Source organism: Collinsella sp. LCP19S3_B7, from assembly GCF_052121795.1.
In the GTDB taxonomy this organism is placed as follows: domain Bacteria; phylum Actinomycetota; class Coriobacteriia; order Coriobacteriales; family Coriobacteriaceae; genus Collinsella.
This window is the reverse complement of the sequence record NZ_JBQKDO010000008.1, coordinates 1-24,915: the sequence shown is the minus strand read 5'-3', so window position 1 is coordinate 24,915 and position 24,915 is coordinate 1. Positions and strand designations below refer to the sequence as shown.

The window sequence follows — 24,915 nt, the reverse complement described above, 5'->3', positions numbered from 1 at the left end:
CGTCCTTTCCTAGAACCTGTTGTTGTGGTGATTTCAGATTCTAGGACGAAGGCCGTTCTTCGTTAAACGGGCGCTAGGGTGTCACCCTTACACCAACATTTTCGACGCGATCCCGCGCTGGACGATAAACTCGTGCACGTCGTCGTAGGGATAGCCCAGGAAATAACCAATATGGAGGATTTGCTTAACCCTGCAAACATCATTGTGCTTGCCGTAATTGCCGCCGGCTTATTTTTTGGATTCCGGCGTATTGTCGCATCGGCGCATGGCAAATGCTGTTGCGGCGATGGGGCGGGCAGAAAGAAGGTCAAGAGGGTCGCGGTCGCGGACATCGATGTGTCTCACTACCCCTATAGCTATGAGCTGCTTATTGGCGGTATGAGCTGCGGCGGCTGCGCGCAAAATGTGACGAACGCCCTCAACGCTCTCGATGGCATTTGGGCCACAGTGACGTATACAGACCACACGGCGTGCATCCGTTCTAAAAACCCGATCGATCGTGAGGTGCTTGAGGCTGCCGTGAGGGATGCGGGCTATTACGTCATGAAGCCGTAGGGCCGGGCGTACGCTTGCGCCTAGGCTCGGCCGCGCAGCTCGATGTCTTGGATATCGTCGAAGCCGATGGCGATGTCTCGGAGTTTGAGCAGCTTGAACGCGGGGAGCACTTCGTCGAGAATGCCGGTGCGGCTACGATAGCCGTATGTATCGTAATAAGTGACGCGCACCAAGTCGCCGCGTTTGAGGCCCTCGAGCTTTTTTGAAAGTTCGAGGGCTTTTTCTTCCGTGAGTTCGCATTTGGGCTCAACAGAGATCTCTTGTTTGCGCACGAGCTCATAGTATCCCGTGAGGGCGGCAAAGGGCATAAACTGCGCGGCGCGGTTGGCGCGAACGGCACCGTTGGCGGTGAGCCTGGGGTCGGCGGCGCGACGTCTTCCCTCGGGGTCCGCCAGGCGTTCAAAAGGTGTCGGCGGCCGCATCGGCTGTTGTTGGGCCTTAGGCACGATGTCCTCCTACCTGATCGTTGCGTTCGCGTGCGGTGGCGCCGGCGGTAAAGCTTAATCCCTTGACCAGGGCGTTCTTGCCGTACTTGCCCTTCACGGCCAGAACGGCGCGGGCCAGGTCGCGCTCGCGTTCATCGGCCTTAACATCGCTGAACAGATCGATGGTGGCAAATTCCTCGGGCATGAGGTTGCCAAATCCCAGGTTGATGCGCTTGACCGGCCGTTTGGGATCGACGGTCTGCGCCCAGAGCTCATCGAAATAGCCCATGATCTTCTTAAACGAATTGGTGCGCTCGGGCAGCTTGCGCGAAGCGTTAGAGTGCGCAAAGAGCGCGGCATAGCCGCCACGCGGTTTGCCGCCATGCTCTCCCACAAAGATGCCATCGATTGCCTGCGCCTCACGTACCAGACGGCGTCGTTCGTCATCGCGCTGGACGGGCTTGGGTGCACGGGGTGCGAGCTCGGGGCCGGCGGTTGCGGCGGGTTCGATGCTCGACGTGCTCGAACGCAAATGTCCGCATCCGTCCACATATTGCGCTGTGCCGCTGGCGTCGAGGCGGCGTATGTCGGCGCGCTCGCTCGCGTAGCCTACAAAGAGCGAGATGCTGTCGCAGACCACGTGCTTATCGACCAAGTCCAGTACGGCGTTGTCGACCATCTCGCGCAAGACGGTGTAGGCCTGCTCGTAGGCATAACCCTTCGAGAGCACTTGTCCTGTGGTGGTTGAAGTTGCCTGCGGGCGATAGGCCTGAATATCGGCGATAGTTGTCGGCTCGCGCCCAAAGGCGTGGTCGATAAGATACTCGGCATTGACGCCGAGCTCGTCGTAGAGCAGGTTTTCGTCGAGCGCGGCGACACCCATCAGATCGTATACCCCGTACTTTTCGAGGCGATCTGCCACGCCGGGGCCGATACCCCAGATATCGGTGATGGGGCGATGGGGCCAGATCTCCTTGCGAAAGGTCTCGTCGTCGAGTATACCGATGCGGCTGGGTACGTGCTTAGCGGTAATGTCGAGCGCCACCTTGGCCTGGAATAGGTTGGGGCCGATGCCGACTGTCGCCGTGATGCCGGTGCGCGCGAGGACCTCATCGCGCAGCATGCAGGCAAAGCTTTTGACATTGGTATGGTAGAGCTCTAGATAGGGTGTCACGTCGATAAAGCACTCGTCAATTGAGTAGACGTGAACGTCTTGCGGACTGACGTATTCCAGGTAGATACCGTAGATCTGCGCCGACACCTCCATGTAGTGCTGCATGCGCGGTACGGCCTTGATGTAGTCGATGCCGTCGGGAATCTCAAACAGGCGACAGCGGTTGTGTATCCCGAGGTCTTTCATGGCCTGGGTAATGGCGAGGCAGATGGTCGTACGCCCGCGTGATTCGTCGGCAACGACCAGATGGGTGGTGAGCGGATCGAGCCCGCGGTCGACGCACTCGACGCTGGCGTAAAACGTCTTGAGGTCGATGCAGATATAGGTGTGACGCCCGTGCCCCACGCGTTCTCCCATCAGACACATGTTCTTATCGAATACATGTTCGATAATACCCGCTCGTCCGGACATCGTCAAAACCTGCCAAAAAGGGACAGGTTTATTTTGGTAGGTAAAACGCTTGACCGACCAAAACAAACCTGTCCCTTTTTGGCAGGTATGGTCGGGCGGTTGCATCGGGTTTTAACGCAGCTCTAAAGAGCGCGAAACAGCTCGGAAAACCTCTCTTCGTAGCATGAGCCTAACGATCGATACCACCATAAAGCACGGAAGGGTTGTGGGGATAATGGTCAACTATGGGTTTGGTATGCCTACGCGCCTTGTTACGGATGGAGACGTGGCTCGCTGGTGTGGACGATTGGTCGCTCACTACGGCGGCACCAAGGCGCTGGTGGTGCTGGGTGGCGACAAACATACGCGCGATGAGCTTGTCTCGGCGGCGCTCGGCTCGCTTGACCGAGCTCTGCTCGAGCGCGTGCTTTTTCGTTGCGGCTCGGTTGAGGGCGACGGGGGAGACGAGCTGATCGACGAGGCCGTGGCCCTGGCGACCGACGAAGGCGTGGACTTTGTCCTGGCGATCGGCGATGCCGATACTGCAGGCTTTGCGCGCGAACTCGCGCGTCGCATGGCGGCGCTCGATGCCGGCGAAGACGGTTTTGTCCCTTATGGATGTATTGTCTCGGAGGGCAAAGTGCCTGCTGTCGTGGGGGCCGGTGAGGTTCCCGTTTTTGCCATTATCGCTCCCGAACTGCTTGAGGGCATTGGGTCTCCTCTGCGTGAGTTGCTAGGCAGCGTGTGCGCCGCGGCCTAATGTCTGCCATAAAGAGATGGGCTATTTTTGGTAGGTAAAGCGTTTGACCTGCCAAAATAAACCTGTCCCTTTTTGGTCGGTCGCCGTTTGGGGGCGGATTGGCAACGCTCGCTGATTACGGTCTTGACCTGCGCTAGAATAGGGGCATCTGATTATCCGGGCGCATGGAGGTTTGCGCCCGTATGTTGAGGAGGACGTTATGGCAACTGTTGCCGCACCTATCGACGCTACGTCGACCGCCGCTTGGAAGGCGCTCGAGGCTCATCAGGAGAAGCTCGAGGCCGAAGGTATCGACCTCAAGGCCTGGTTCGCTGCCGATGCAGAGCGCGTGAACAAGCTGAGCTTTGACGCCGGTGACCTGCACTTCGACCTGTCCAAGAACCTGGTGACCGATGAGACCGTCAAGCTGTTGTGCGATCTTGCCCGCGAGGTGAAGCTCGAGGAGCGCCGCGATGCCATGTTCTCCGGCGAGCACATCAACACCACCGAGGACCGTGCCGTCCTGCACACCGCGCTGCGCCGCCCGGCAACCGAGAAGGGCCAGCTCATCGTCGACGGCCAGGACGTTGTCGCCGACGTGCACGAGGTCCTCGACCGCATGTACGCCTTTGCCGAGCGCGTGCGCTCCGGTGAGTGGAAGGGCGTTACCGGCAAGAAGATCGAGCATCTGGTGTCCATCGGCATCGGTGGCTCCGACTTGGGCCCGGTCATGGCCTACGAGGCTCTGCGCCCCTATGCCGACGCCGGTATCGACTGCCGCTATATCTCCAACATCGACCCCAACGACCAGGCCGAGAAGCTCAAGGGCCTCGATCCCGAGACCACGCTCGTGATCATCGTGTCCAAGACCTTTACCACGCTCGAGACCCTCACCAACGCCCGCGAGGTCAAGACCTGGATGCTCGAGCAGCTCAAGGCTCAGGGTGCCATCGACGGCTCTGATGAGCAGAACGCCGAGGCCGTGGCCAAGCACTTCGTTGCCGTTTCCACCGCACTCGACAAGGTCGAGGCCTTCGGCATCGACCCCGCCAACGCCTTCGGTTTCTGGAACTGGGTCGGCGGCCGCTATTCCGTCGACTCCGCCGTGGGTCTGTCGCTGATCGTCGTGCTCGGTCCCGAGCGCTTCCAGCAGTTCCTCGAGGGTTTCCACGCCATCGACGAGTACTTCTGCAATACCCCGCTCGAGAACAACGCCGTCGCGCTGATGGGCCTGCTCAACGTCTGGTACGTCAACTTCTTCGGTTCCAAGAGCCACGCCGTGCTGCCGTACTGCCAGTACCTGCACCGCTTCCCGGCCTACCTGCAGCAGCTCACCATGGAGTCCAACGGCAAGCACGTCCGCTGGGACGGCAGCGCCGTGACCTCCGACACCGGTGAGATCTTCTGGGGCGAGCCCGGCACCAACGGCCAGCACGCCTTCTACCAGCTGCTGCACCAGGGCACCGTGGTGGTCCCGGCCGACTTTATCGCCTTCGCCAACACTGCCAACCCCGCAACCGACAGCGGCCAGGATGTTCACGAGCTGTTCCTGGGCAACTTCCTGGCGCAGACCAAGGCACTCGCCTTTGGTAAGACGGCCGATGAGGTGCGCGCCGAGGGCACGCCCGAGCAGATCGTCCCGGCCCGCTGCTTTGAGGGCAACCGTCCGACGACCTCGATCTTCGGCGATACGTTGACCCCGTTCGCACTCGGCGAGCTCATCGCCCTGTACGAGCACATCACGTTTGTCGAGGGCACGGTCTGGGGCATCGACTCTTACGACCAGTGGGGCGTCGAGCTGGGCAAGCAGCTTGCCAAGCAGATTACCCCGGCCTTCCACGACGACGCCGCCAAGGCCGAGCAGGACGCTTCGACCCAGGCACTCATCGAGTTCTACCGCGCTCACCGCAAGTAGTCGCTGCTGTTAACGCATCGCGCCTTATAGCCAGGGGCCCGTATCCCATTGGATACGGGCCCCTTTGCTTTGCCGTGGCCCCGGGGCGCACGGCCTTTAAGGATCTTCGCCGGAGCGTCGCGTGCTGCGAGGGCCCTGCGTCTAGAGCTCGGCCTCCGCTTGGCCTCGCTGCGCCTCGGGCAGCTCCCCGTAGAGCGGATGGTCTTCGAGCCTAAAGCGCTCGACCTGTTCGGGAGTGTGGCCGCGCACAAAGAGCCACGAGCGATCGATCGGCGTCGCCATGAGCGTGCTGGGCAGTGCGTCGGCGCGGTCGGAAAACACCCGGGCGCTCTCGGGATCCTGGAACGCCAGCACCAGATGCGTGTCGCAGTTGCCCATGATGGAGCGTGCGCGTGCCTCGCCATAGAGCGCATCGAGCTGGTTGGTCGACTGCAGCAGCAGCGTTGCCCAGATGTTGCGGCTTCGGATAATCGAGAGCACGTTGTCGATCTGGGGGATCTGCAGATTTGCGAAGTCATCGAGCATAAAGCGCACGGGCACGGGCAGGCTGCCGTCGGGCTGCCTATCGGCTTCGCGAATGAGGCCCATAAATGCCTGCGTAATAAAGAGGCCGGTCAGCGGATCGAGATTGCGGTCAATATCGCTTACGGTTACAAACAGGGCGCAGGGGGTGTGTCCCATGGAGGCGAAGTCCACCTGATGGCACTCACGATAGAGCTGTGCCGCACCGTCGAATCCCAGGCACATGACCTTTTCGGCAAGGATGCCGACGATGCTCGCGTGCATGCGCTCGGCATTTTGCGTAATGGCGTAGCGCCGCCATAGCGAGAGGGCATAGCTTTGGGGGTCGGTCGTGATCAGATCGTCAAACAATCGGGCCGTGGCACCGTCCTGCAGGTGCTCGATCAGCTTGATGACTGAGCTGATCGTCTGCTCGTCGGCGGGTAGCTGTTCGGTGACGTAGGCGATAAGGCACGACAGCAGGTTTGCCGCCGCATGATCCCAAAAAGGCTGGTTGTTGTCCTCGATGGGGCAGATGGCCTTTGCCACCGAGAGGATGTCCTGCTGGTTGGGCCTGCCGTCCGCCTTGCGGCGAATGTGCCTCAGGGGGTTGTAGCCGCAGCGCTCGATGCCGGGCGCAAGGGCCGGGACGGTGTTGAGGTCGGCGAAGTTGAGACATTGCACGCGGCAACCGTGGGCTGCCAGCACGGGTCCCACTTCGCGACAGAGCGTGCCTTTGGTGTCGAGCACGATGTAGCTTGCGTTCATCTGCAGCAGGTTGGGCTTGAGGACGTTTCGGGTCTTGCCGGCTCCCGAGGGGCCGATCACAAGTGCGTTGTTGTTGAGTCCCGTTTGGCGGGTGTCGCAGGAAAGCGTTCGATCCTTGGCGAGGATGGTGGACGATGCGGACTCAGATGCGGCGAGGCGGCTGGCGAGGTTAGACATGGGCGATCTCCTTGGTGGTCGAGAGGATTTCGTGGGCAAAGCCGAGCTCGACGGCGCGCTCGGCCGAAAGGTAGGTGTCTTTTGCAGTGAGGGACTGGATGCGCTTGGGCGTGAGGCCGCTGCGGTCCGAGAGGATTTGCGTGAGGGTCTTGCGGGTCTGCATGAGACGCCGGCTGGTTTCCTGCAGCGCAAGTGCCGAGCCGCCTGCCCCCTGGGGGATCAGCGGGTCGTGAATCATGAGCTCTGCATGGGGCGCCATACGGCGATCGTCGCCGCCCATAAAGATCACGGCGCCCATGGACGCGGCGAATTCCAGGCAGACGGTGCGGATGGGGCACGATGCGAGGCGCATGGCGTCATAGATCGCAAGACCCGATCGCACGCTTCCGCCGGCGCTGGCGACAAATATGGTGATGGGGCGGCTGGGGTCGGTGGCATCGAGCAGGCGGATCTGCTGGCATAGGTCGTGGGCCATTGGGGTTTCGATGTTTCCCATGACGGAGAGCTCGCGACGGGCGAGCATCTCATCGTAAATGCTGGTGAGCGTGATACCTCGGGCGGATTCACGCATGGTGAGGGGGCTGATGATGGGGGAATGATTGGTGTCCATGAGGACTCCTTTCTGTTGGTTGTGTTGTGGAATAGGATTGTTGCCCGCGGAAAGGCTGGCGGGCTACAGGGTTCGTCCGAGCCTGAGATCGAGCTCGGTTGTGGGGCAGGCTGCCTGTTCGTGCGGCTCGCAAGCGCCAAGGGCTCCAAAGCGATGGAGCGTTGCGACGGGCGTGGTGTAGGCGAGCCGCAGCTGATGCTCGACAGGGGCACATCCGTCATTTTTGTAATGAGCCGCGTAGTACTGCGCGATGCTGGCGTTCATCTCGCTGCCATTGCGATGGCGCTCAAACTGGCGCCTGCAGGTCTCGATGATCTTTGCTACCGACTTGGGTGCCGTCGCGGGAACAAGGGCGAGATAGCCCTCAAATAGCTCGTTGATGCTCAGGAGGCACAGCAGGTCGATCAGCGTCCTTATGGCTGCTCCCTCGGCGGAAAAGTGCGCGGTCATGCGGTTATATTGGTTTCGGTCGACGATGGCCGCATGGGGTCTTGGAGTTTTCTGCCCTGTGGCCTCGGGCTTTTGCCGCGCCTGTGTATTGAGCTCGACGTTGCAGCGCTTGAGCCCGTCCAACGGAAGGAACAGTGCGGTGCGCAGGGTGTTCCGCTTGCTTTCGAGTTCATGACGCTCGTCGGGTTCCCATTCGAGCTTGAGTTTCGTGTCGAGTGCCGTAAGCATATGGGCTAGGCAGCCTACGGTAAGAACGTACGAATCGTTGTCGCGTTTTGGGGCATAGGGGTCTGTCAGCTTGCGAATGTTGGGGTCGCCCATGATCTTTGCGCAGCGCTTCAGCAGTTGAGGGTGGTCGTCCAAGATCGTCGCGAGCGGTAGCGACGCGTAGTTCTTGATGGTCGCGGCGGCAAAGGCGGCGTCATATTCGTTTGCATATGCTCGCTCAATGCGGGCATCCAGAATGCTTTTCTTATCGCCGTCTTCAGCGTGGTGGTTTGTCATAGCTTCTCCAATCGGTTGATGTTCGTGCTGTTTGTTGATGTGTTGGTTGTCGTGAGTGATGTGCTTGCCGTGGGTGATGTGCTGTCGTTGGGGTGCTATGCGGTTTTCAATGAGCCCGTGAGGCAGTTGCTGCAGAGGCGGGATGGAACGGCCCATGCAAGGCGGAAGGCATCGTGCTCAAAATCGAGACAGCAATGCCCTGGGTGCCTCACATGTGGCAGTTACCTCATTAAGTTGTCATTGCGTTTGGGGCTGTACTTTGCCGATCTTCTTTCTCTTACACGCTAAAAACTGAAACTTCATATGCTCGATCTACTTAAAACCGCAACGGCGGTCTTTTATCAACTTATATGTCGGAACGTGTCTTTGCAAGTACTTTTTTGCGTTTGTTTCAAATGGGGTGGTTTTGCAACCGTCACGCGCCACGCTATACGAACGTGCCCCGGCTCGGATAAGATGGTGCGATCGAGTTCTACCGCGCTCACCGCAAGTAGTCTTTGTTGCTGAGATAGGTCATGGCCGAAAGGGGCCCGTATCCGTTGGGATACGGGCCCCTTGCTATTTGAATGGGCATGAGGGTGTATTGAGGGGGGGGTGCCTGGCTGTCGGCATCCGCATGCGGCGCCATTTGCTGTCCGTAAATATACTTCTACGGCTAATTTCATACCACTTGCCGGAATGCGGACGCTGTCCTTGCATGTCGGGCGTAGATTGAACGTGGTTTTCGCGTGAAACCACGAATCGGTTGTCAGCCCTGAACAAGGAGGCCCAGCATGACGCTTGCCAAACCCATCAATAAATACATCGACTATATCGATGCCCCCGAGGACACGTTTGAGCAGTATGTTGAGAAGGCGCTAAAGTACAACTTTCGCTGCGTATTTGCGAACCTGCAGGAGTACGAGACGGGCCGCGCAATGCTCGAGGGCTCTGACATCATCCTTGCCGGCGCTATCGACTTTCCCCAGGGCACTATGACGCTTGAGGAGAAGCTTGCGAGGTTTGAGGAATACGCTGTGTGCGGCTTTACCGAGATTGACTACGTTTTGAATCAGGAGTCGGTCGAGAACCGCGATTTTGATGCCATCGAGCGCGAGATGACTGCCATTGCTGATTTTTGTCGCGCGCATGGCATCACTGACAAGGTGATCGTCGAGATGTGCAAGCTGGACGGCGACGATGCCGCCAAGCGTCGCGTCTGTGAGATTGCGCTGGAGGCTAAGCCGGGATTCCTTAAGACATCGACTGGCAGAAGCTTTGGCGGCGCTAAGCTCGAAGACGTGCGGCTGATGCACGAGGTGCTCGGCGATGCCGTGGCAATTAAGGCGGCGGGCGGTATCCATAATTACGAAGAGGCTTGTGCATTCATCGAGGCCGGCGCCAGCGCGTTGGGTGCATCGGCGGGCATCGCGATCGTCGAGGGTGCACCGACGGAGGAGCGTCGCTAGCAGACGTATTTGACCTGAGCGATAAAGCTTCACGACCACGCACCGTTCATGTTTGGGACAATATGACATTTTTCCCGTTGCAGACAGAGTCGCCGTGGGTGTTCTGTATGATGGCTCAGACAAGGTTGTTCAATGACGGGGAGGCATATATGGCTATCAAAGCCATCGCAATGGATATCGACGGTACGCTCACCAACGACCAAAAGGTCATCAGCCCGCGTACGCGCGAGAAGCTGCTCGCGGCGCAGGAGTCGGGCATTAAGCTCATCTTGGCTTCGGGCCGTCCCGCATGGGGACTGCACGCCTTGGCGCAGGAGCTCGACCTTCAAAACCATGACGGTCTGCTAGTTGCCTTTAATGGTGCGCATGTGGTCGACGCTCAGACCGATGAGGTCCTTTTTGACCAGGCCATGCCGGCTGACGAGCTGCACCGTCTGATTGATCATCTGCGCAATTTCGACGTGATCCCTATGATTTCGCTCGGTCGCGATCTGCATGTCGAGGATTCGTATCGCTGCATGATTACGCTGCCGGATGGCTCGCAGAAAAACATCGTCAAATACGAGCGCGATGCGTGCGACCTTAAGATCCGCGAGGTCGAGAGCTTGCATGAGGTCGCGGACGCTTATCCCGTGGACAAGCTGCTGACGGCGGGCGATCCGGCCTACCTGCAGGCGCATTACGAGGAGATGTATGCGCCCTTTACCCAGACGCTTTCGGGCATGTTTACGGCCGACTGGTACTTTGAGTACACGGCGCCTGGTATCGACAAGGCCCGCGCGCTCGAGGGCGCCCTGCCCAAGCTCGGTATCGATGCCAGCGAGGTCGTATCGTTTGGTGACGGCCAGAACGACAAGTCCATGATTGAGTGGGCCGGCACCGGTGTTGCCATGGGCAACGCGGTCGATGAGGTTAAGGCGGTAGCCCAGATGGTGACCGCCAATAACAACGAAGACGGTATTGCGGTGGCGTTGGATAAGCTGCTGGGTTAGAATCGCCGATAATGCATGGTTCGGGCGCCTGCTTACAGGCGCCCTTTTGTTAGGGAGGGTGCCGTGTCCGCATTTCCGTTTGACGCCGTTATCTTTGACATGGACGGCGTCATTGTCGATACCGAGTATTACTACCTGGGCGAGACTGCCGCGTTTGCCAAGGAGCTTGGGCTTAACCTGACTCAAGAGGAGTTGAACGGGCAGGTCGGTACCTCGCATCAGTTCTTCCTGCATATGCTGGTCGATTGGTTTGAGCGCGCCGGTAAGGGGCATTTATCTGGCGAGGAAGCGTTGGCCCGTTGGGACGAGTGGGCGCATAAGCGTCCGCGCGACTATCAGGCTTTGATTAACCCAGGCGCCGTGGATACGATTCGAGAGCTGCCGCGCCGCGGCGTTCGCGTGGCGCTTGCCAGCTCGTCTCCCATGGATAGCATCGAGGAAGTGCTCAATGCGTGCGGGCTGTCGGATGCCTTTGAGTATGTGGTGAGCGGCGAGCAGTTTAAGGAGAGCAAGCCCGAGCCCGACATCTACCTGCATGCGCTGGACCTGCTGGGACTTCCCGCGAATCGCTGCTGCTGCGTTGAGGATTCGGTGCCTGGTATCACTGCCGGCAAGCGAGCCGGCCTGACGGTCATTGCCAAGCGCGAGGAACGCTTCGGCTTTAGCCAAGATGCCGCGGACAAGATTATCGACCAGCTGCCGGAGCTGCTCACGCTTTCTTAGGAGCGCGTTAGTTGCGCGTTTTTCGGGTCAGATGAGTAAAAACCCGACATTTTGGTGCGGCAGCAAGCATACTTAATGCTAGTGCGGGCTTAAGGACTTGCTGAATGCCCTTGGGCCCGCATTAGACTTAATTGTGCTGGGAGAGGGTATATGCCACCGACTGAAGGGCTAGCTGACGGTAAAGCAGCGATACCGCTGTACCAACAGGTTATCGATATCATTAAAAACGAAATTAACTCCGGTGCCTACAAGGCGGGCGCGCGGATACCCAACGAATTCGAATTGGCTGAGAATTATAAAGTTGGCCGCGTTACCGTGCGACGCGCTATTGAGGAGCTCGTCCAGCAGGGCTATCTAACGAAGCGACAGGGGAAAGGCACGTTTGTCAATGCCCCCAAGCTTAAGCGCAAGATTCGCCAGAAGGATGACGTCCAGAGTTTTTCGGACGCATGCCGCGTTAACGGAATGGAGGCGGGGGCGCGCGTCATTTCGAGAAAGATACTGCCGGCGGATTCCACCGAAGCGCAGTTCTTTGGTGTTCCTGTTGGAACTGATTTGATTTGCGTTGAGCGTGTGCGTACTGCCGATGGGGTCCCCGTCATGCTCGAGAACAACATATACGTTTACGAGGACAACGCTTATCTATCAACGGCACCTCTATCTAACCAATCCATTTTTGAGCTCGTGCGCAACCGGACGGGCCGCACGCCCGCGTTTACCGACCCGTGCACGCTCGAGATCGCGTGCGCATCGCCCGAGGTCGCTCGGCTGTTGGCAGTTCCCGTTGGCGAACCCCTGTTTTATATGGAAGCCTTCTTTTTCGATGAGCAGCGGCGGCCGTTTATCATCGGTCGTCAGCGGATCGTTGGGTCTCGCTACGTTTTTGACATCTAGGATATTGCGAATGGAGACGCCCGGTGGATCATCTCACCTGGCGTCTCCATACCGTTCACGGCGCGAACGCAACCATTCAACCGTGTCGCGACAATCAGTTTGAAATAATCTTGATGACGAGAAAAGCTGCTGGTAATCTATAGAACGTCATAGAACGTTTGCTTTGTGCAAGCGTTGAGGCGAGATGCGATGCATTCTCGAGTTCTTTGGAGGTATCTATGTCAGATACGAAGGCGAAGAAGACAAACAGACGTTTTAAGTTCAAATTACCGCATGTCTATACGATCATGTTCTTGCTGATCGTTGTCTTTGCGGTCCTGACTTGGATCGTTCCCTCTGGTCAGTATCAGCGCAAGACGATTTCGACAGCGGCGGGCGAGCGTGAAGTCGCTGTTGCTGGAACCTATGAACAGGTCGATAAGAATTACACCGATTCCGAGACCGGCGAGACCATCAATCTGGGCCAGGATATCTTCGCGGTCCTGCAAGCGCCCACTAAGGGCATCCAGGAGGCTGCCGACGTCGTTGCGTTCGTCTTATTGATTGGCGGATCGTTCGCAATCATCACCAAGACCAACGCTTTGAATGCCGGCATGAGCCGTGTGATTAAAAAGCTCAAGAACAAGGACATCCTCATCATTCCCATCACGATGACGTTGCTGTCCATTTGCGGCACTACGTTTGGTATGTCTGAGGAAGCCCTGCCGTTCTATGCCATCTTCATTCCCATCATGATGGGCATCGGGTATGACTCGATGACGGCATTCATCATCTGCTTCCTTGGTCCTAACCTGGGATATTGTGCTTCGACCATCGACCCGTTTAATGTTTTGATCGCCCAAGGCATCATTGGTATCGAGGGCAATCCTCAACTGTGGCTGCGCGCCGTTTCTTGGGTCATCTTCACTGCCGTCGGTATCGCATGGGCCATGCGCTACGCCATGCGCGTCAAGAAAAACCCCGAGTCGTCCATTACGTACGAGGACGATAAGCTCAAGCGTATCGAGTTTTCCGTGACCGATGCTTCCTTCGAGGAAGAGTTCACTATCCGTCAGAAGCTCGTGCTTATCGATTTTGCTTGCGGTATGGGCATTATCGTCTGGGGTCTTGTTACCCAGGGTTGGTACATGAATGAGATTTCCGCCGTGTTCCTTGGCATGGGCTTGCTTGCCGGTATCCTGGGCGGTCTTGACCAGCAGACGATTGCTGAGGAGTTCGTTAAAGGTCTCGCCGACTTTGCGTACGCTGCCATCGTTATCGGTATCGCTCGCGGTATTCTGGTCATCGCCGAGGGCGGCATGATCATCGACACCATTCTCCAGGCGCTCGCTACTGCGCTCGCCGGTGCACCCGCCGCCGTCTACACCACGTTTATGTATATCGTCCTTGGCCTGCTCTCTTTGCTGGTTCCCTCGAGTTCTGGCCTGGCGGCGCTCACCATGCCCGTTATGGGCCCCCTGACCGAGCTCATGGGCCTCAATCCCGAGGCGGCCGTCACCGCGCTCCAGTTTGCCAACCAGACCATCAACACCATCAGCCCCGTGGCGGGCATGACGGTCGCCGGTCTTGCCGTGGCTAGGATTTCGTTTGGCCAATGGTGGAAGACCATTTGGAAGTTCTTCATCTTCATGGTCGTGTTTGGATTGGTCATTACTGCCATTTCCGGCATGCTTCCGGCGTAGGTGGTTGTGATGTCTGATCGTTTGACGGTCCTGACGTCTAAGAGCGTCTTTACCGGTACGGGGGACCTGCCGTTTGAAGGTTTCGTAGCGGTCCGTGGCAATCGAATTGAGGCTGTTGGCGCCAAGTGTGAGGTAGCTTCGTATTTGACCCAGGCGGACGAGGTAGTTGACCTGGGCGACCGCACTGTCATGCCCGGCCTGATCGATGTGCATACCTTCTATACAGGTTGGGCGCTGCGGACGTTGGGGTCTGATCTGTCCGGCATCGCTGATGCCAAAGAGGCTGTGTCGCTCTTGCGTGCATGGAAAGAAGATCATCCGGATTGCGCGGCGGCTTTTGGCCACAACCTACCCGAAACGTTGGCATCGGATGCCGAGAACGCAAATACGGCAGCTGTGTTTGACGATTGTTTTGGCGATATCCCTGTCGTCTGCTTTACACCGGGAGCGGAGACCTGCGTTCTCAATGCTGCCGCCAGTGCGCGATACGGCTTTACACCCCAGGCGTGCTATGCCGAGAAGATCTGGCGCATGATGAGCGATTTCCTCGCGCTGCCCGAGGTGCGTGCCGGGTATTCGGACTACATGAGCATGCTTAACGAGCGCGGCGTTACCGCCATCAAGGAGATGGCGTTTGATGACTACTACGGCTTTGCCGACGAAATGGCTCGCCGTGAGGAATCTGGTGAGCTGACGGTTCGCGTCTCTATGATGTCGCAGCCGGTGGGTGCCGGTGCAAATCTGGCATATGCCCGCGAGGCACGAGAGCGCTTCCGGGGACCGTTCGTTCGTTTTTCCGGCTTCAACCGTATGACCGATCGCGGTGTATGGGCGGGGCTTGCCGAGATGATTGACCCCTATGAAGACACGGCCGATGCGGGCGCTGCCGGCAAGACGGTCGTCGAGGAGCCAGAGTGGGATCTGATTGAGAGCGAGCTGCGTGCAATTGATGCTGACGGCTTCCGATATTCCTTGCATTGCCAGGGCGATGGCGCCGTTCGTCGCACCGTGGCGCTCTATGCCTCGCTGCCTCGAGACGAGCATGGACGGATGCTTCGCCGCCATGCGATTACCGATCTCGAGAACTCTGACCCGACCGATCTTGTCGAGTTTGGCAAGTTAGGTGGAATTTGCGAGGTCTATCCGCAGATTCTGACGCTGGACCGGCGTGAGGATTGCCTGTCGATGATGCGTCGACAAATTGGCGAGACGCGACTTTTGCACAGCTGGAATCGCCGCGGCATGGAAGATTCCGGATGCACAGTGTGCTGTGGAACGGATTTGCCGCTGCTGATTCCGAGCCTGGGCGAGTCAATCTACAGTGCGTGCGGCGGATACTTCGACGACGGACTGCCCGTGAATGAGGTCAACGCGCTGACGCTTGTCGAGCTCTTGCGCGCTTGGACTGCCGGGGGCGCGTACGACCTGATGCGCGAAGACGAGCTGGGTACACTCGAGGTCGGCAAGCTTGCCGATATCTGCGTGCTCGATCGGGATGTGTTTGACCTCGATTATCGCGACGCACGCGATCTTGCGGTTGATATGACGATGTCGGACGGACAAATCGTGTTTGATCGAAATAAGGAGGCATAAGATGCCTGAATCCAAACCGACGCTGCGCCGCGAGCAGATTGCGGGCATGAATATCCACTACATCATGTGGTCGCTCGATTACTTCCTTGATGTGCAGCAGCGTTTGGGCTTTGAGTCCATTGAGCTGTGGTGTGCAGAGCCGCATGTGACGCTCGACCATACGGGCTACTTTGAGGCTGAGGTCCTGGCGAAAAAGGCTGCAGACCGTGGGCTTAGGTATCGCACTCTGTGCCCCGAGAATGTTGTCTATCCTTGGCAGTACTGCGCACGCAAACCGCTGCATGAACAGCGCAGCCTGGCGTACTTTAAGCACGGCATTGAGCTTGCCGAGGTACTTGGGTGCGACCGTATGTCCGTCAACTCGGGCTGGGGCGACTGGGACGAGGACCGCGAGGAAGCCTGGAAGCGCAGCCGCGAGCACTTGTCCATTCTGGCGGAGTATGCTGGTGAGCACGGTCTGGTGCTTACGATGGAAAGCCTGCGCCCCGAGGAGAGCAACCTTGTGACGACGGTTTCCGATGCGAAGCGCATGATTGACGAGGTCGCGAGTCCGTACTTACAGCCCATGGTTGATACAACCGCGATGGGCGTTGCAGGCGAGACGCTCGAGGACTGGTTTGCTGCCTTTGGTGATGGGGCAATTCACGAGATGCACTTTATCGACGGTGACCCGTATGGCCATCTGGTGTGGGGCGATGGCAAGCACGATATGGACGCCTTCGTCGCCACACTCAACGCCCATGGTTTCGACGGCATGCTGGGCCAGGAAATCACGGACGGTCGTTACTACGATGACCCGGCGGCGGCAGATGCCAAGAACATGGCCGCATTCGAGAAATATCTGATTGACTAAACCAACTATCGGCTACGCAACCAACGTCATTGATTGCGGGCCAAACAAGAAAGGAACTGGATATGAACGCACATGATCTGATCAAAGAGGCAATTGCCGAGAAGGGCAAGTTCGACAGCGTCTACTGGATTGCTTGCGGTGGCTCCATGATCGATTTGATCCCGGCTCATGAGCTTCTGCAGCGCGAGGCAACCACCTTCACTTCGTATATCTATACGGCTCGCGAGTTTGATATCATGCGTCCGCGTCGTCTGGGCGAGAAGTCCCTGGTCATCGCCTGTAGCCACAGTGGCAACACCCCCGAGGTCGTCGAGGGCTGCGAGATTGCCCTTGCTGCCGGCGCTACGGTGATCGCCCAGACCGATAACGCTGGATCCAAGATTGACTCCGGCAAGTGGACCACGTGGGTCTACCCGTGGGGCGAGGGCGTGCCGCAGGCCGAGGTCCCCGCTGGTATTTCGCTGTCGCTTGCGGCAGAGCTGCTCGATCAGCAGGAGGGCTACGCCGATCTTGCCGATATGTATGCCGGTATTGCCGAGATGGATAAGATTCTTCCCCCGGCACGCGAGAAGGTAAATGCCGAGCTGGGTGATCGCTTTGCCAAGCTTTGCCAGGAGCACGAGTTCTTCTATATTCTGGGCAGCGGTCCCAACTTTAGCCAGACCTACGGTTTCGCTATCTGCTCTCTTATGGAGATGCAGTGGCAGCACTGCAGCTACATCCACTCTGCCGAGTACTTCCATGGCCCCTTCGAGGCTACTCAGGATGGCGTTTTTTACTTCCTGCAGATGGGCTCCAGCGAGTGCCGTGCTATGGACGAGCGCGCCCTGGCGTTCCTTAAGACGCATACCGATACGCTGATGGTGCTCGATGCCAAGGAGTACGGTATGGAAGCCGTGCCGGCGAGCGTCCGCGCCTATCTGGACCCGGTGCTGTTCTACGCTATGAACTGCGAACTGCGTGCTGCGCGCGGCAAGGTGTTTGATCACGATCCCGATTTCCGCCGCTACATGGGCGTCGTCGAGTACTAGAAGGGACAAAGACCATGGCATTTAACGTTAACGCGCTCGGATTTGGCGACAACGTCGTCGATCGCTACGAGCATATCCATACCATGTATCCTGGCGGCAATGCGGTGAACTTCGCCGTTTATGCCAAGAAATGCGGTGCCGCACGCTCCTCATACATGGGCATTTTTGGCAATGACGCCGCCGCCGAGCATGTCATTGCAAGCCTCGAGGATGAGGGTATCGAGCTTGACAAGTGCGAGCAGATGATTGGCGAGAACGGAGCGGCTCGCGTGACCGTCGTTGACGGTGACCGTGTCTTCCTTGGCTCCAACGAGGGCGGTATCCGTGGCGATGCGCGCTATGTCCTCGATCGCTTTGACCTTGCGTACATGAAGCAGTTCGATGTGGTTCATTCGGGCAACTATTGCTTTACCGAGCGCGAGCTGCCCAAGCTGAAGGCTGCGGGCGTCACGGTCTCTTTTGACTTTTCGGACGACTCCACCGACGAGTACTACGAGCAGATTGCGCCCTACGTCGATTTCGCTTTCTTTAGTGCGGCGGATGCCGCGAGTGAGGACGAGATTCGCGAGCGTCTGGCATGGGTGAAGGGCTTGGGTCCGCGTTTTGTGTCGGCTACGGCGGGCGCCGAGGGCTGCATTGCTTACGACGGCGAGCGTTATTACCGCCAGCTGGCTAAACCGGTAACGGACATGAAGGACACCATGGGGGCGGGCGACTCGTTCCTCACCTCGTTTTTGATGTGCTATCTCGATTCCGCCAAGCGTGGTGAGGACGGCGCCGAGGCCATCGAGCGCGCGCTCGACTTTGCTGCCGGGTTTGCCTCGACCGTGTGCGGCATGGAAGGATCTTGGGGCCACGGAGCACCAATCGTCGAATAGCTTAAGAAAGCGTACGACGGTCTGGCTATGAGGCCTTGGACAGCCGACGCAAAACAATAAGCGAAACGCGAAAAGGGGGCTCGCCATGTGGTGGGCCCCCTTTTGAACATTGGAGAAGACCATGGGTATTAAAGCGTGCGCAGCTGGTTTTTGCTGTGCGGACGTCTATCAAAACATCGGCGTATTCTATCCGACTGGTAATGGCATTGACTGGGGTATCCATCTTGCACGAATGGGCGTTTCGGTATCCGCCGTGTCGGTTGTCGGCAAGGACGAGTACGGAGACAAGATGAGAGAGGCGCTGGCCGCTGAGGGGTTCGATATCTCACATCTGCGGGTGGAGGATGGCGACACCTCGGTGATGCTCATGGCGTTGAAAGACGGCGTCGATCGCGTACATCTCGAGGCAATCGATGGCGTAATGGAGACATATCGACCGAGTGAAGACGACCGGGCGTTTATTCTAGAGCATGACATCATTCATACTGACCTGTTTGGCAATTGTTTGGACCTCTTGCCCGAATGGCATGATGCGGGCAAGACGGTGGTAATGGACTTCTCGGTGTTCAGCCAGGATCCCGAATATGCCTGCGAGAATCATTTCCCCTACGTTGACTACGCATTTATGTCGTTTGAAGAGGACACTCCGGAGCTGCGAGACTGGGTGCGCCACGTGCAGGAATTGGGACCGCGCGTTGCGGTCGCCACGCTTGGCGAGAAGGGAAGCATTGCCTATGACGGTGAGCGCTTCTATGAGTGCGGGATCGTACCGGCGGAGAAGGTCGTTAACACCGTGGGCGCCGGCGACTCGTATATTGCCGGGTTTACCAAGGGCGTGATCGATGGCCTTGATATTCCGGCGTGTATGAAGGCGGGCGCCGAGCTGTCGTCCCGAGTGATTGGTTCGTTTGAGCCGTACTAGGGTCAAATGCCTGGAAAGGAGTACGAAGTGGTTATCGACATGTTGGTTCAGCCCATGCTCTACGGCGAGATCTGTACGCCGGGTGATGAGCCTGATGGATTCGGTTTTTGGTCACGAGAATTTGGTATGGGGCATATGGGTCCCATGGATTGGGACGAGCTTCAAGTTGAGATGGATGTCTGCGATGTGCAGAAGAGCTTGCTCATGCCGCTCGATGTAACCACGGCATGCGGAGGACATTTTGGCACCAATGACCAGATTGCCATGCTGGTTGCCGCGCATCCCGATCGTCTGTGGGGATTTGCGAGCGTAGATCCGCGGGTGAGCAGTGCCGCAGGCGAATTGGAGCGCGCCTTTACCGAGCTGGGGGCAAAGGGGCTTTGCCTGCATCCGGCAAAGCAAGGTTTTGACCCCGATGATGCTGTGGCTGAGCCGCTTTACGAGCTGTGCGGGCGCTATAACAAGCCGGTGGTTTTCCATGCCGGTATGTCTTGGGAGCCGGGCGCAGAGCTCTCGCGCAGTAACCCGCTTGCATTTGAGCACACAATCGCAACGCATCCAAATGTGCGTTTTAGTTTGACCCACTTTGGCTGGCCCTGGGTGCGCGAGACCGTGGCGATGCTGCTCAAGTATCCCAACTGCTACACGGACACCTCTATCACTTACATCGATTCGCCCGAGGAGATGATGCAGCGTCTTTTCACGGTCGATATGGGGCCGCTGTGGTATGAGCGCGCGCTATCGCATCAAGTGATGTTCGCCAGCAATACGCCGCGTTTCCGTGCGTTCAAACTCAAGCGGGCGCTCGATACCGTGTCCATGCGCGATGATGCGCGAGAAAGGCTCTACTGGGGTAATGCCCTGCGTTTTCTTGAAGGGGATGAGTGAACATGGTGACGCTCGAGACATTGAGCTATCTATCGACTGCTCCGGACCAGTTCATCGATATTACCGAGGACGTGCACGCTGCCATCGAACGCAGCTCGGTGACGAATGGCTTGGCAGCAATTATTTTGTCGCATACGACCTGTGGAATCGTGGTAAACGAGGGACTGCCCTGCGTGGAGACGGATCTTATGGAGACGCTTGATCGCATCGCCCCGCTCGATGCCCCCTATGCGCATGCACACTTCCTGCCGAGCTATGGAGCCACCGGCAACAACTCCTGTGGGCATATCAAGAGCATGATTTGTGGAAACAGTTGCTTCTTTCCCGTCCAAGATGGCCACATCGTGTGTGGAGGTGCCCAGAACATCTATCTTGCGGAGTTTGACGGTCCGCAGAAGCGAAAAGTGTACGTCGAAGTGCTGGGGGAGTAACGTTCCTGCAATAACCCTATGAAGGAGCATGTTATGTCGTTTCTAACCTCGATGTTCGAGACCGAAAAGCCGGTGATCGGAATGCTGCACCTGCGTCCTCTGCCGGGCGATCCACTGTATTACCCGGGCGGAAGCGTGTCGCAGGTCGTGGAAGCCGCCAAGCGCGATCTCGAGGCGTTGCAGCAGGGCGGTGTCGATGGCATTTTGATTACCAATGAGCTCTCGATGCCCTACGAGCAGCACGTTTCTCCCTCAACCCTTGCATCGATGGGCTATATAATCGGGGCTCTATCCCATGATCTGTCGACTCCTTGGGGAGCTGAGGCTATTTACGATGGTGATGCCACAATCGAGCTGTGCGCTGCCGTAGATGCGCAGTTCACACGCTGCAATTTTTGCGGTGCCTGGGCCGGTGATCTCGGGCTAATAAACCGAGATTTCGCTCACACCATGCGTCGCAAGGCGGCATTGCGCTTGGACGACCTCAAGCTTTTTCACTTCATTACGAGCGAGGGGGAGGTTTATCTCAACGACCGCACGACTTCGGACATTGCCGATTCACTTCTCTTTAATTGCCTACCGGATGCAATGGTCATCGGCGGCTCGGCTGCCGGTCGTGGCGCTTCGGGCGAACTTGCCGATGAGGTCCGCGAGCGTGTTGGCCGAGTACCTGTGGTATGTGGCACCGGTTGTCGCGAAAATACCGTGACTGACGTATTTGCTCACTACGATGGCGCGTTTGTCGGCACGTGCTTAAAGCGCGATGGAAAGCTGGATGCCCCGGTTGATGTTGAGCGGGTGGTCCGTTTTATGGCTGCCGCTCGTACGGCGCGAGGGGAGTAGGCGCTCATGGCGTTCTATCTGGGTATTGATATTGGGACAAGCGCCTCTAAAGGCGTTTTAATCGATGATCGATGCAACATCGTTTGCCAAGCCTCTTGTGGACACGAGACGGACAACCCGCGTGACGGATGGTACCAGCATGATGCGGAGGCAGTTTGGTGGGGTGATTTTTGTCGCTTGTCGCGCGAGCTGGTGGTGCGATCGGGGGTTAACGCGGCGCAGATCGGATGCGTGGGCCTTTCCGCATTGGGTTGCGACTGCGTGCCGGTCGATACCGAGTGCAACGCGCTGGCGCCCGCGATTTTGTATGGAGTCGATGCACGTTCGAAGCCGCAGATTGACGAGATTCTTTCCGAATATGGGTCAGACCGCGCACGCGAGCTTTTCGGGCACGATCCCTGTTCGTCAGATATTGCTCCCAAGATCTTGTGGTTTAAGGAGAATATGCCCGAGATGCATGAACGTGCCGCGAAGTTCCTGACGGCGTCATCGTTTCTGTGCGCGAAGTTGACGGGGCGTTTTACGGTGGACCGTTATTTGGCGGAGGATTTTCTTCCCCTCTACGACCGCTACACTTGGAAGGTTGATGCTCGGGAATGTGCTCGTTTCTGCCGGCCTGACCAGATGGCGGAGGTAATGTCGGCTACCGATATTGCCGGGGTGATTACGCAGCGCGCGGCTGAGGCGACGGGGCTCGCGGCAGGGACACCTGTCTTAGTGGGAACGGGCGACTCTGGTGCCGAGGCCATTTCGACGGGTGTATTCCGTCCTGGCGATATGATGGTTCAGTTGGGGAGCACGGCGTATTTCATCTACCTAGCTGATCATATGGTCGATGATGCCCGCCTGTGGCCAGGGACGTTTATCATTCCCGGAACTTACGGGATCTGCGCGGGGACCAATACGGCGGGTGCACTCACATCGTGGTTGCGCCAAGAGCTGTATCGTGACGCCGTAGAGGCCGAGGGCCACGGTGGCCCCGATGCATATTCGGTTATGGCGCATGATGCCGCCGGTGTGGCGCCGGGTGCCGATGGGCTCCTGTGTCTGCCGTACTTTGCGGGGGAGCGTACTCCGCTCAACGATCCCGAGGCGCGTGGCGTCTTCTTTGGCCTGACCGGAAGGCATACGAGAGCCCATATGGTTCGTGCCGCCTTGGAAGGCGTCGCGTATACCGTTGCATCCCATGTCGACATTATCGAGCGAGAGCATGGACTGTCAATTGGGCGCATTATGCTTGTCGGAGGTGGAACCAAGAATCCAGTTTGGATGCAAGCTATCGCCGACGTATGCGGACGCGAGGTCTCGGTTGCCAAGGTTACGGTGGGTGCATGCTTCGGTGATGCCATCATGGCAGCTCTCGCAGGTGGCGCCTATGCATCATGGGATGAACTCGCCCGAGTCCTTGGCGTTGCGCAAACAATCGTGCCCGATATGACTGCCCACGAGTTATATGCGTCGCGCCGTCATATCTTTGATGAATTGTATGCACGCAACCGTGATCTCATGCACGAATTGGTGTAATGCTGCCGAATTGTACTGCCTTCCAAAATAGGGACTGCGTTGTGCGATGCGCATGTCCCTTGGCATTTTTGCCCACAGGGGTTAGCGAAGGCCAAAAATAGAGTGCGCATTTGCTAAAACTGCCGATTCGATGCGCTTTGCGTCACAATTTTTGAGCGAGGCGATGCGCATCGAGGTCCTTGTGAGCGATTTGATGAGCGACTGCGCGCTTGTTTCTGTGTTTGCTTCGGCTGGGGCGTCGGTCTCGAGCAGTAAACGATCGAGCGGAATCTGTCGTACGTATTCGCGTCCTCGCTTAGACGCGAGCATGCGTTCGTTGACAGAAAAATAGCAGCCCGCATTACGCGCGCGGACGAGTTCATCCGAAGTACCGCTAAACCAGTGGAAGATGATAGCGGGGGAGTCGGGGTTTGGGATGAGTAGACCATGCGATTCGAGGACGTCCAGTACGGCTCCTGCCGAACGAACGGCGTGAATTGATATCACGCGCCCGGCAAGAGGACACTGCACGAGCGCATCGCAGAGCCGGTCAAGTGCCTGTATTTGCAGCGGTTCGCTTCCGGCAAAGCGCGCGGAAAAGTCGAGTCCGACTTCGCCGATATAGCGCTCTTGGGCAGCAACTTTGCAAAGCAGATTGACTTCGGCAGGACCGCAGCGGCCGTCGGCGAGCCACCAGGGATGGAGGCCAACGCCCGCGATAATGTTTGGGTAACGGCTGGCCCGCTTTTTTGCCGCCGCGAAGTCGCGTGGGTCGACCCCGCAATCAAAGACCCCCAGCCCTATAGCCGCAGTTTCGTCGGCAACAGCATTCGGGTAAGCCATCAAATCAAGATGGCAGTGTGCATCAATTAACCGGGGCTCCATCTCGGCGCGCTCCGCTAGTCCAGGCGCTGGCCATCGGCGCGCACGTGCTCGGTGCCGCGCCCACTGATCTGGCGGATAACCTCGCCGGCAATCATCTGACCCATGATGGGCGGCATAAAGCTGGCGGTTCCCAGCTCGGTACGCTCATGGATATTGGAAGGGTCGCGGGGCTGTGTCTTAACCGATTCCTCGCAGCTAAACAATACATGTAGGCTCTTGATTCCGCGCTTCTTACATTCTTTGCGCATAATGCGGCTCATGGGGTCACGTACCGTATCGAAGATGTCGGCAAAGCGGAGGCACTCGGGATGGAGCTTGTTGGCCCCGCCCATGGAGCTAACCAAACGAATGTCGTGGTCCTGAGCATATTTGGCAATGGTGAGCTTGGCCGAGATGGTGTCGATGGCGTCGACGACGTAGTCGAGCTTGCCGCCCGTCTGCTCAAAAACGCCCGAAAAGAATTCGTCGATGTTGTCGCTCAACAGGTATTCGGTACGCTTGATGACGGTAGCGGCGGGATTGATATCGCGAATCATGGCTTCCATCACGTCCACCTTGCGCTTGCCGACGGTGCTGTGAAAGGCGATGGCCTGGCGATTGATATTGCTGGGCGCGATGATGTCCTTGTCCAGAATGACGAAATGACCGATGCCGCCGCGGGCGAGTGCCTCGCAGCAATTGGAGCCCACACCTCCGCAGCCGAGCACCAGCACCGTAGCATCGGCGAGCTTATCGAGTGCCTCGCGGCCCATGATGATCTCGAGCTTGGTGTCGCGTGTCTCGATAGCGGCTGCGGCAGCGGTTTCGGTCATAAATATCCTCCGATGGGGAAGCGAGTCGTGTTTTAGCTATCGCCATTATAGGTATTATTGCGATGGTTGATTTCCGATCTCAACCGAACACATTGAGCTGACGGCACGCTCCCGCAGTTAACCGAACGCCCCCGAGGTCCTATCCGGGACCCGGGGGCGCCATTTTCCCAGTTGAAGGAATGGTGGAGATGTGTTTCGATGGGTCCGGTGGCCATGCCCCGCCCGCCGCCCGGCACCTCTTCCCAGACTCAGCCGGACGGTCGGTCCGTCTATTCCGTTTTTTCTCCTAGGCTAGGCCAGCGGGGCATCGCCCCTCTCTGCGCGCGCCC

General features: G+C 58.0%; 24 protein-coding genes. 17 read left to right on the top strand and 7 right to left on the bottom strand.

Translation table 11 applies throughout. The features are described 5' to 3' along the window. Positions 1-171: 171 nt before the first annotated feature. A complete protein-coding gene (locus ACTQW0_RS04665; RefSeq protein WP_441038723.1) occupies positions 172-555 on the top strand; it encodes a heavy-metal-associated domain-containing protein in 384 nt (127 codons plus the stop codon). Positions 556-575: 20 nt separating this feature from the next. Here ACTQW0_RS04665 and ACTQW0_RS04660 read toward each other — a convergent pair whose 3' ends face one another. Together ACTQW0_RS04660 and ACTQW0_RS04655 are read right to left on the bottom strand one after the other, a co-directional pair. After that, entirely contained in the window at positions 576-1,001 is a 426-nt protein-coding gene (locus ACTQW0_RS04660; RefSeq protein ID WP_427727796.1) for a hypothetical protein, read from the bottom strand. Beyond that, on the bottom strand, positions 994-2,565 hold the full coding sequence (locus ACTQW0_RS04655; protein WP_441545522.1) for a Y-family DNA polymerase: 1,572 nt from the start codon (positions 2,563-2,565) through the stop codon (positions 994-996). The genes ACTQW0_RS04660 and ACTQW0_RS04655 overlap by 8 nt, the downstream gene beginning before the upstream one ends. 235 nt (positions 2,566-2,800) lie before the next feature. Here ACTQW0_RS04655 and ACTQW0_RS04650 point away from each other — a divergent pair, with 235 nt between their 5' ends. Both ACTQW0_RS04650 and pgi read left to right on the top strand, forming a co-directional pair. Next, the gene (locus ACTQW0_RS04650) at positions 2,801-3,304 is read left to right on the top strand and encodes an iron-containing alcohol dehydrogenase (RefSeq protein ID WP_441038719.1); all 504 of its coding nucleotides are present in this window, start codon (positions 2,801-2,803) and stop codon (positions 3,302-3,304) included. A gap of 199 nt (positions 3,305-3,503) precedes the next feature. Further along, complete coding sequence (pgi, locus tag ACTQW0_RS04645; RefSeq protein ID WP_118345572.1) at positions 3,504-5,198, top strand: glucose-6-phosphate isomerase; 1,695 nt, start codon at positions 3,504-3,506, stop codon at positions 5,196-5,198. Positions 5,199-5,339: 141 nt separating this feature from the next. On the opposite strand, the gene ACTQW0_RS04640 is transcribed toward pgi, so the two are convergent. The 3 genes from ACTQW0_RS04640 to ACTQW0_RS04630 form a co-directional block, all read right to left on the bottom strand. Continuing rightward, positions 5,340-6,644: a type IV secretory system conjugative DNA transfer family protein gene (locus tag ACTQW0_RS04640; RefSeq protein ID WP_441038716.1), complete on the bottom strand. Its 1,305-nt coding sequence runs from the start codon at positions 6,642-6,644 to the stop codon at positions 5,340-5,342. Beyond that, positions 6,637-7,254, bottom strand: coding sequence for an ATP-dependent Clp protease proteolytic subunit (locus ACTQW0_RS04635; protein ID WP_441038714.1), 618 nt, complete (start codon positions 7,252-7,254; stop codon positions 6,637-6,639). The genes ACTQW0_RS04640 and ACTQW0_RS04635 overlap by 8 nt, the downstream gene beginning before the upstream one ends. 63 nt (positions 7,255-7,317) lie before the next feature. Next, positions 7,318-8,208 (bottom strand): hypothetical protein, encoded by an 891-nt coding sequence (locus ACTQW0_RS04630; RefSeq protein WP_441545523.1) that lies wholly within the window; start codon positions 8,206-8,208, stop codon positions 7,318-7,320. A 773-nt stretch (positions 8,209-8,981) separates the two neighbouring features. On the opposite strand from ACTQW0_RS04630, the gene deoC reads away from it, so the two are divergent. The 14 genes from deoC (at position 8,982) to ACTQW0_RS04560 (ending at position 22,910) form a co-directional block, all read left to right on the top strand. Then, on the top strand, positions 8,982-9,656 hold the full coding sequence (gene deoC, locus ACTQW0_RS04625; protein WP_441031630.1) for a deoxyribose-phosphate aldolase: 675 nt from the start codon (positions 8,982-8,984) through the stop codon (positions 9,654-9,656). Positions 9,657-9,805: 149 nt separating this feature from the next. Next, a complete protein-coding gene (locus tag ACTQW0_RS04620; protein ID WP_197032805.1) occupies positions 9,806-10,648 on the top strand; it encodes a Cof-type HAD-IIB family hydrolase in 843 nt (280 codons plus the stop codon). A gap of 63 nt (positions 10,649-10,711) precedes the next feature. Then, positions 10,712-11,371 carry an HAD family hydrolase gene (locus ACTQW0_RS04615; protein ID WP_441031627.1) on the top strand — a complete coding sequence of 220 codons (660 nt, stop codon included), beginning with the start codon at positions 10,712-10,714 and terminating at the stop codon, positions 11,369-11,371. Positions 11,372-11,521: 150 nt separating this feature from the next. After that, positions 11,522-12,265, top strand: a complete 744-nt coding sequence (locus tag ACTQW0_RS04610; protein ID WP_441031625.1) for a GntR family transcriptional regulator — start codon at positions 11,522-11,524, stop codon at positions 12,263-12,265. 218 nt (positions 12,266-12,483) lie between these two features. Then, positions 12,484-13,947 carry a YfcC family protein gene (locus tag ACTQW0_RS04605; RefSeq protein ID WP_441031623.1) on the top strand — a complete coding sequence of 488 codons (1,464 nt, stop codon included), beginning with the start codon at positions 12,484-12,486 and terminating at the stop codon, positions 13,945-13,947. A gap of 9 nt (positions 13,948-13,956) precedes the next feature. Beyond that, a complete protein-coding gene (locus ACTQW0_RS04600) occupies positions 13,957-15,540 on the top strand; it encodes an amidohydrolase (RefSeq protein WP_441031621.1) in 1,584 nt (527 codons plus the stop codon). A 1-nt stretch (position 15,541) separates the two neighbouring features. Then, positions 15,542-16,393 (top strand): sugar phosphate isomerase/epimerase family protein, encoded by an 852-nt coding sequence (locus ACTQW0_RS04595; RefSeq protein WP_117840177.1) that lies wholly within the window; start codon positions 15,542-15,544, stop codon positions 16,391-16,393. A 62-nt stretch (positions 16,394-16,455) separates the two neighbouring features. After that, the gene (locus ACTQW0_RS04590) at positions 16,456-17,424 is read left to right on the top strand and encodes an SIS domain-containing protein (protein WP_022094440.1); all 969 of its coding nucleotides are present in this window, start codon (positions 16,456-16,458) and stop codon (positions 17,422-17,424) included. A gap of 14 nt (positions 17,425-17,438) precedes the next feature. Beyond that, positions 17,439-18,302 carry a PfkB family carbohydrate kinase gene (locus tag ACTQW0_RS04585; protein ID WP_441038712.1) on the top strand — a complete coding sequence of 288 codons (864 nt, stop codon included), beginning with the start codon at positions 17,439-17,441 and terminating at the stop codon, positions 18,300-18,302. 121 nt (positions 18,303-18,423) lie between these two features. Next, positions 18,424-19,224: a fructoselysine 6-kinase gene (gene frlD / locus ACTQW0_RS04580; protein ID WP_441031616.1), complete on the top strand. Its 801-nt coding sequence runs from the start codon at positions 18,424-18,426 to the stop codon at positions 19,222-19,224. 27 nt (positions 19,225-19,251) lie between these two features. After that, positions 19,252-20,112 carry an amidohydrolase family protein gene (locus tag ACTQW0_RS04575; protein ID WP_427718524.1) on the top strand — a complete coding sequence of 287 codons (861 nt, stop codon included), beginning with the start codon at positions 19,252-19,254 and terminating at the stop codon, positions 20,110-20,112. A gap of 2 nt (positions 20,113-20,114) precedes the next feature. Continuing rightward, the gene (locus tag ACTQW0_RS04570) at positions 20,115-20,543 is read left to right on the top strand and encodes a secondary thiamine-phosphate synthase enzyme YjbQ (protein ID WP_117735290.1); all 429 of its coding nucleotides are present in this window, start codon (positions 20,115-20,117) and stop codon (positions 20,541-20,543) included. Between the two features lie 33 nt (positions 20,544-20,576). Then, complete coding sequence (locus ACTQW0_RS04565) at positions 20,577-21,386, top strand: BtpA/SgcQ family protein (protein ID WP_441031613.1); 810 nt, start codon at positions 20,577-20,579, stop codon at positions 21,384-21,386. A 6-nt stretch (positions 21,387-21,392) separates the two neighbouring features. Then, entirely contained in the window at positions 21,393-22,910 is a 1,518-nt protein-coding gene (locus ACTQW0_RS04560; protein ID WP_441031611.1) for an FGGY-family carbohydrate kinase, read from the top strand. Between the two features lie 81 nt (positions 22,911-22,991). Here the strand turns inward: ACTQW0_RS04560 and ACTQW0_RS04555 are convergent, their stop codons facing one another. Together ACTQW0_RS04555 and ACTQW0_RS04550 are read right to left on the bottom strand one after the other, a co-directional pair. Next, positions 22,992-23,774, bottom strand: a complete 783-nt coding sequence (locus ACTQW0_RS04555; RefSeq protein ID WP_441031609.1) for a TatD family hydrolase — start codon at positions 23,772-23,774, stop codon at positions 22,992-22,994. 14 nt (positions 23,775-23,788) lie between these two features. After that, positions 23,789-24,586 carry a tRNA threonylcarbamoyladenosine dehydratase gene (locus ACTQW0_RS04550; protein ID WP_441031607.1) on the bottom strand — a complete coding sequence of 266 codons (798 nt, stop codon included), beginning with the start codon at positions 24,584-24,586 and terminating at the stop codon, positions 23,789-23,791. Between the last annotated feature and the right edge of the window lie 329 nt (positions 24,587-24,915).

What these genes read in the sequence shown, in the direction of transcription:
- ACTQW0_RS04610 (WP_441031625.1), top strand. Translation starts at nt 11,522, where the DNA reads ATGCCACCGACTGAAGGGCTAGCTGACGGTAAAGCAGCGATACCGCTG.
- ACTQW0_RS04590 (WP_022094440.1), top strand. Translation starts at nt 16,456, where the DNA reads ATGAACGCACATGATCTGATCAAAGAGGCAATTGCCGAGAAGGGCAAG.
- ACTQW0_RS04650 (WP_441038719.1), top strand. Translation starts at nt 2,801, where the DNA reads ATGCCTACGCGCCTTGTTACGGATGGAGACGTGGCTCGCTGGTGTGGA.
- ACTQW0_RS04605 (WP_441031623.1), top strand. Translation starts at nt 12,484, where the DNA reads ATGTCAGATACGAAGGCGAAGAAGACAAACAGACGTTTTAAGTTCAAA.
- ACTQW0_RS04665 (WP_441038723.1), top strand. Translation starts at nt 172, where the DNA reads ATGGAGGATTTGCTTAACCCTGCAAACATCATTGTGCTTGCCGTAATT.
- ACTQW0_RS04585 (WP_441038712.1), top strand. Translation starts at nt 17,439, where the DNA reads ATGGCATTTAACGTTAACGCGCTCGGATTTGGCGACAACGTCGTCGAT.
- ACTQW0_RS04570 (WP_117735290.1), top strand. Translation starts at nt 20,115, where the DNA reads ATGGTGACGCTCGAGACATTGAGCTATCTATCGACTGCTCCGGACCAG.
- ACTQW0_RS04550 (WP_441031607.1), bottom strand. Translation starts at nt 24,586, where the DNA reads ATGACCGAAACCGCTGCCGCAGCCGCTATCGAGACACGCGACACCAAG.
- ACTQW0_RS04595 (WP_117840177.1), top strand. Translation starts at nt 15,542, where the DNA reads ATGCCTGAATCCAAACCGACGCTGCGCCGCGAGCAGATTGCGGGCATG.
- ACTQW0_RS04565 (WP_441031613.1), top strand. Translation starts at nt 20,577, where the DNA reads ATGTCGTTTCTAACCTCGATGTTCGAGACCGAAAAGCCGGTGATCGGA.
- deoC (WP_441031630.1), top strand. Translation starts at nt 8,982, where the DNA reads ATGACGCTTGCCAAACCCATCAATAAATACATCGACTATATCGATGCC.
- pgi (WP_118345572.1), top strand. Translation starts at nt 3,504, where the DNA reads ATGGCAACTGTTGCCGCACCTATCGACGCTACGTCGACCGCCGCTTGG.
- ACTQW0_RS04620 (WP_197032805.1), top strand. Translation starts at nt 9,806, where the DNA reads ATGGCTATCAAAGCCATCGCAATGGATATCGACGGTACGCTCACCAAC.
- frlD (WP_441031616.1), top strand. Translation starts at nt 18,424, where the DNA reads ATGGGTATTAAAGCGTGCGCAGCTGGTTTTTGCTGTGCGGACGTCTAT.
- ACTQW0_RS04640 (WP_441038716.1), bottom strand. Translation starts at nt 6,644, where the DNA reads ATGTCTAACCTCGCCAGCCGCCTCGCCGCATCTGAGTCCGCATCGTCC.
- ACTQW0_RS04635 (WP_441038714.1), bottom strand. Translation starts at nt 7,254, where the DNA reads ATGGACACCAATCATTCCCCCATCATCAGCCCCCTCACCATGCGTGAA.
- ACTQW0_RS04600 (WP_441031621.1), top strand. Translation starts at nt 13,957, where the DNA reads ATGTCTGATCGTTTGACGGTCCTGACGTCTAAGAGCGTCTTTACCGGT.
- ACTQW0_RS04655 (WP_441545522.1), bottom strand. Translation starts at nt 2,565, where the DNA reads ATGTCCGGACGAGCGGGTATTATCGAACATGTATTCGATAAGAACATG.
- ACTQW0_RS04630 (WP_441545523.1), bottom strand. Translation starts at nt 8,208, where the DNA reads ATGACAAACCACCACGCTGAAGACGGCGATAAGAAAAGCATTCTGGAT.
- ACTQW0_RS04555 (WP_441031609.1), bottom strand. Translation starts at nt 23,774, where the DNA reads ATGGAGCCCCGGTTAATTGATGCACACTGCCATCTTGATTTGATGGCT.
- ACTQW0_RS04560 (WP_441031611.1), top strand. Translation starts at nt 21,393, where the DNA reads ATGGCGTTCTATCTGGGTATTGATATTGGGACAAGCGCCTCTAAAGGC.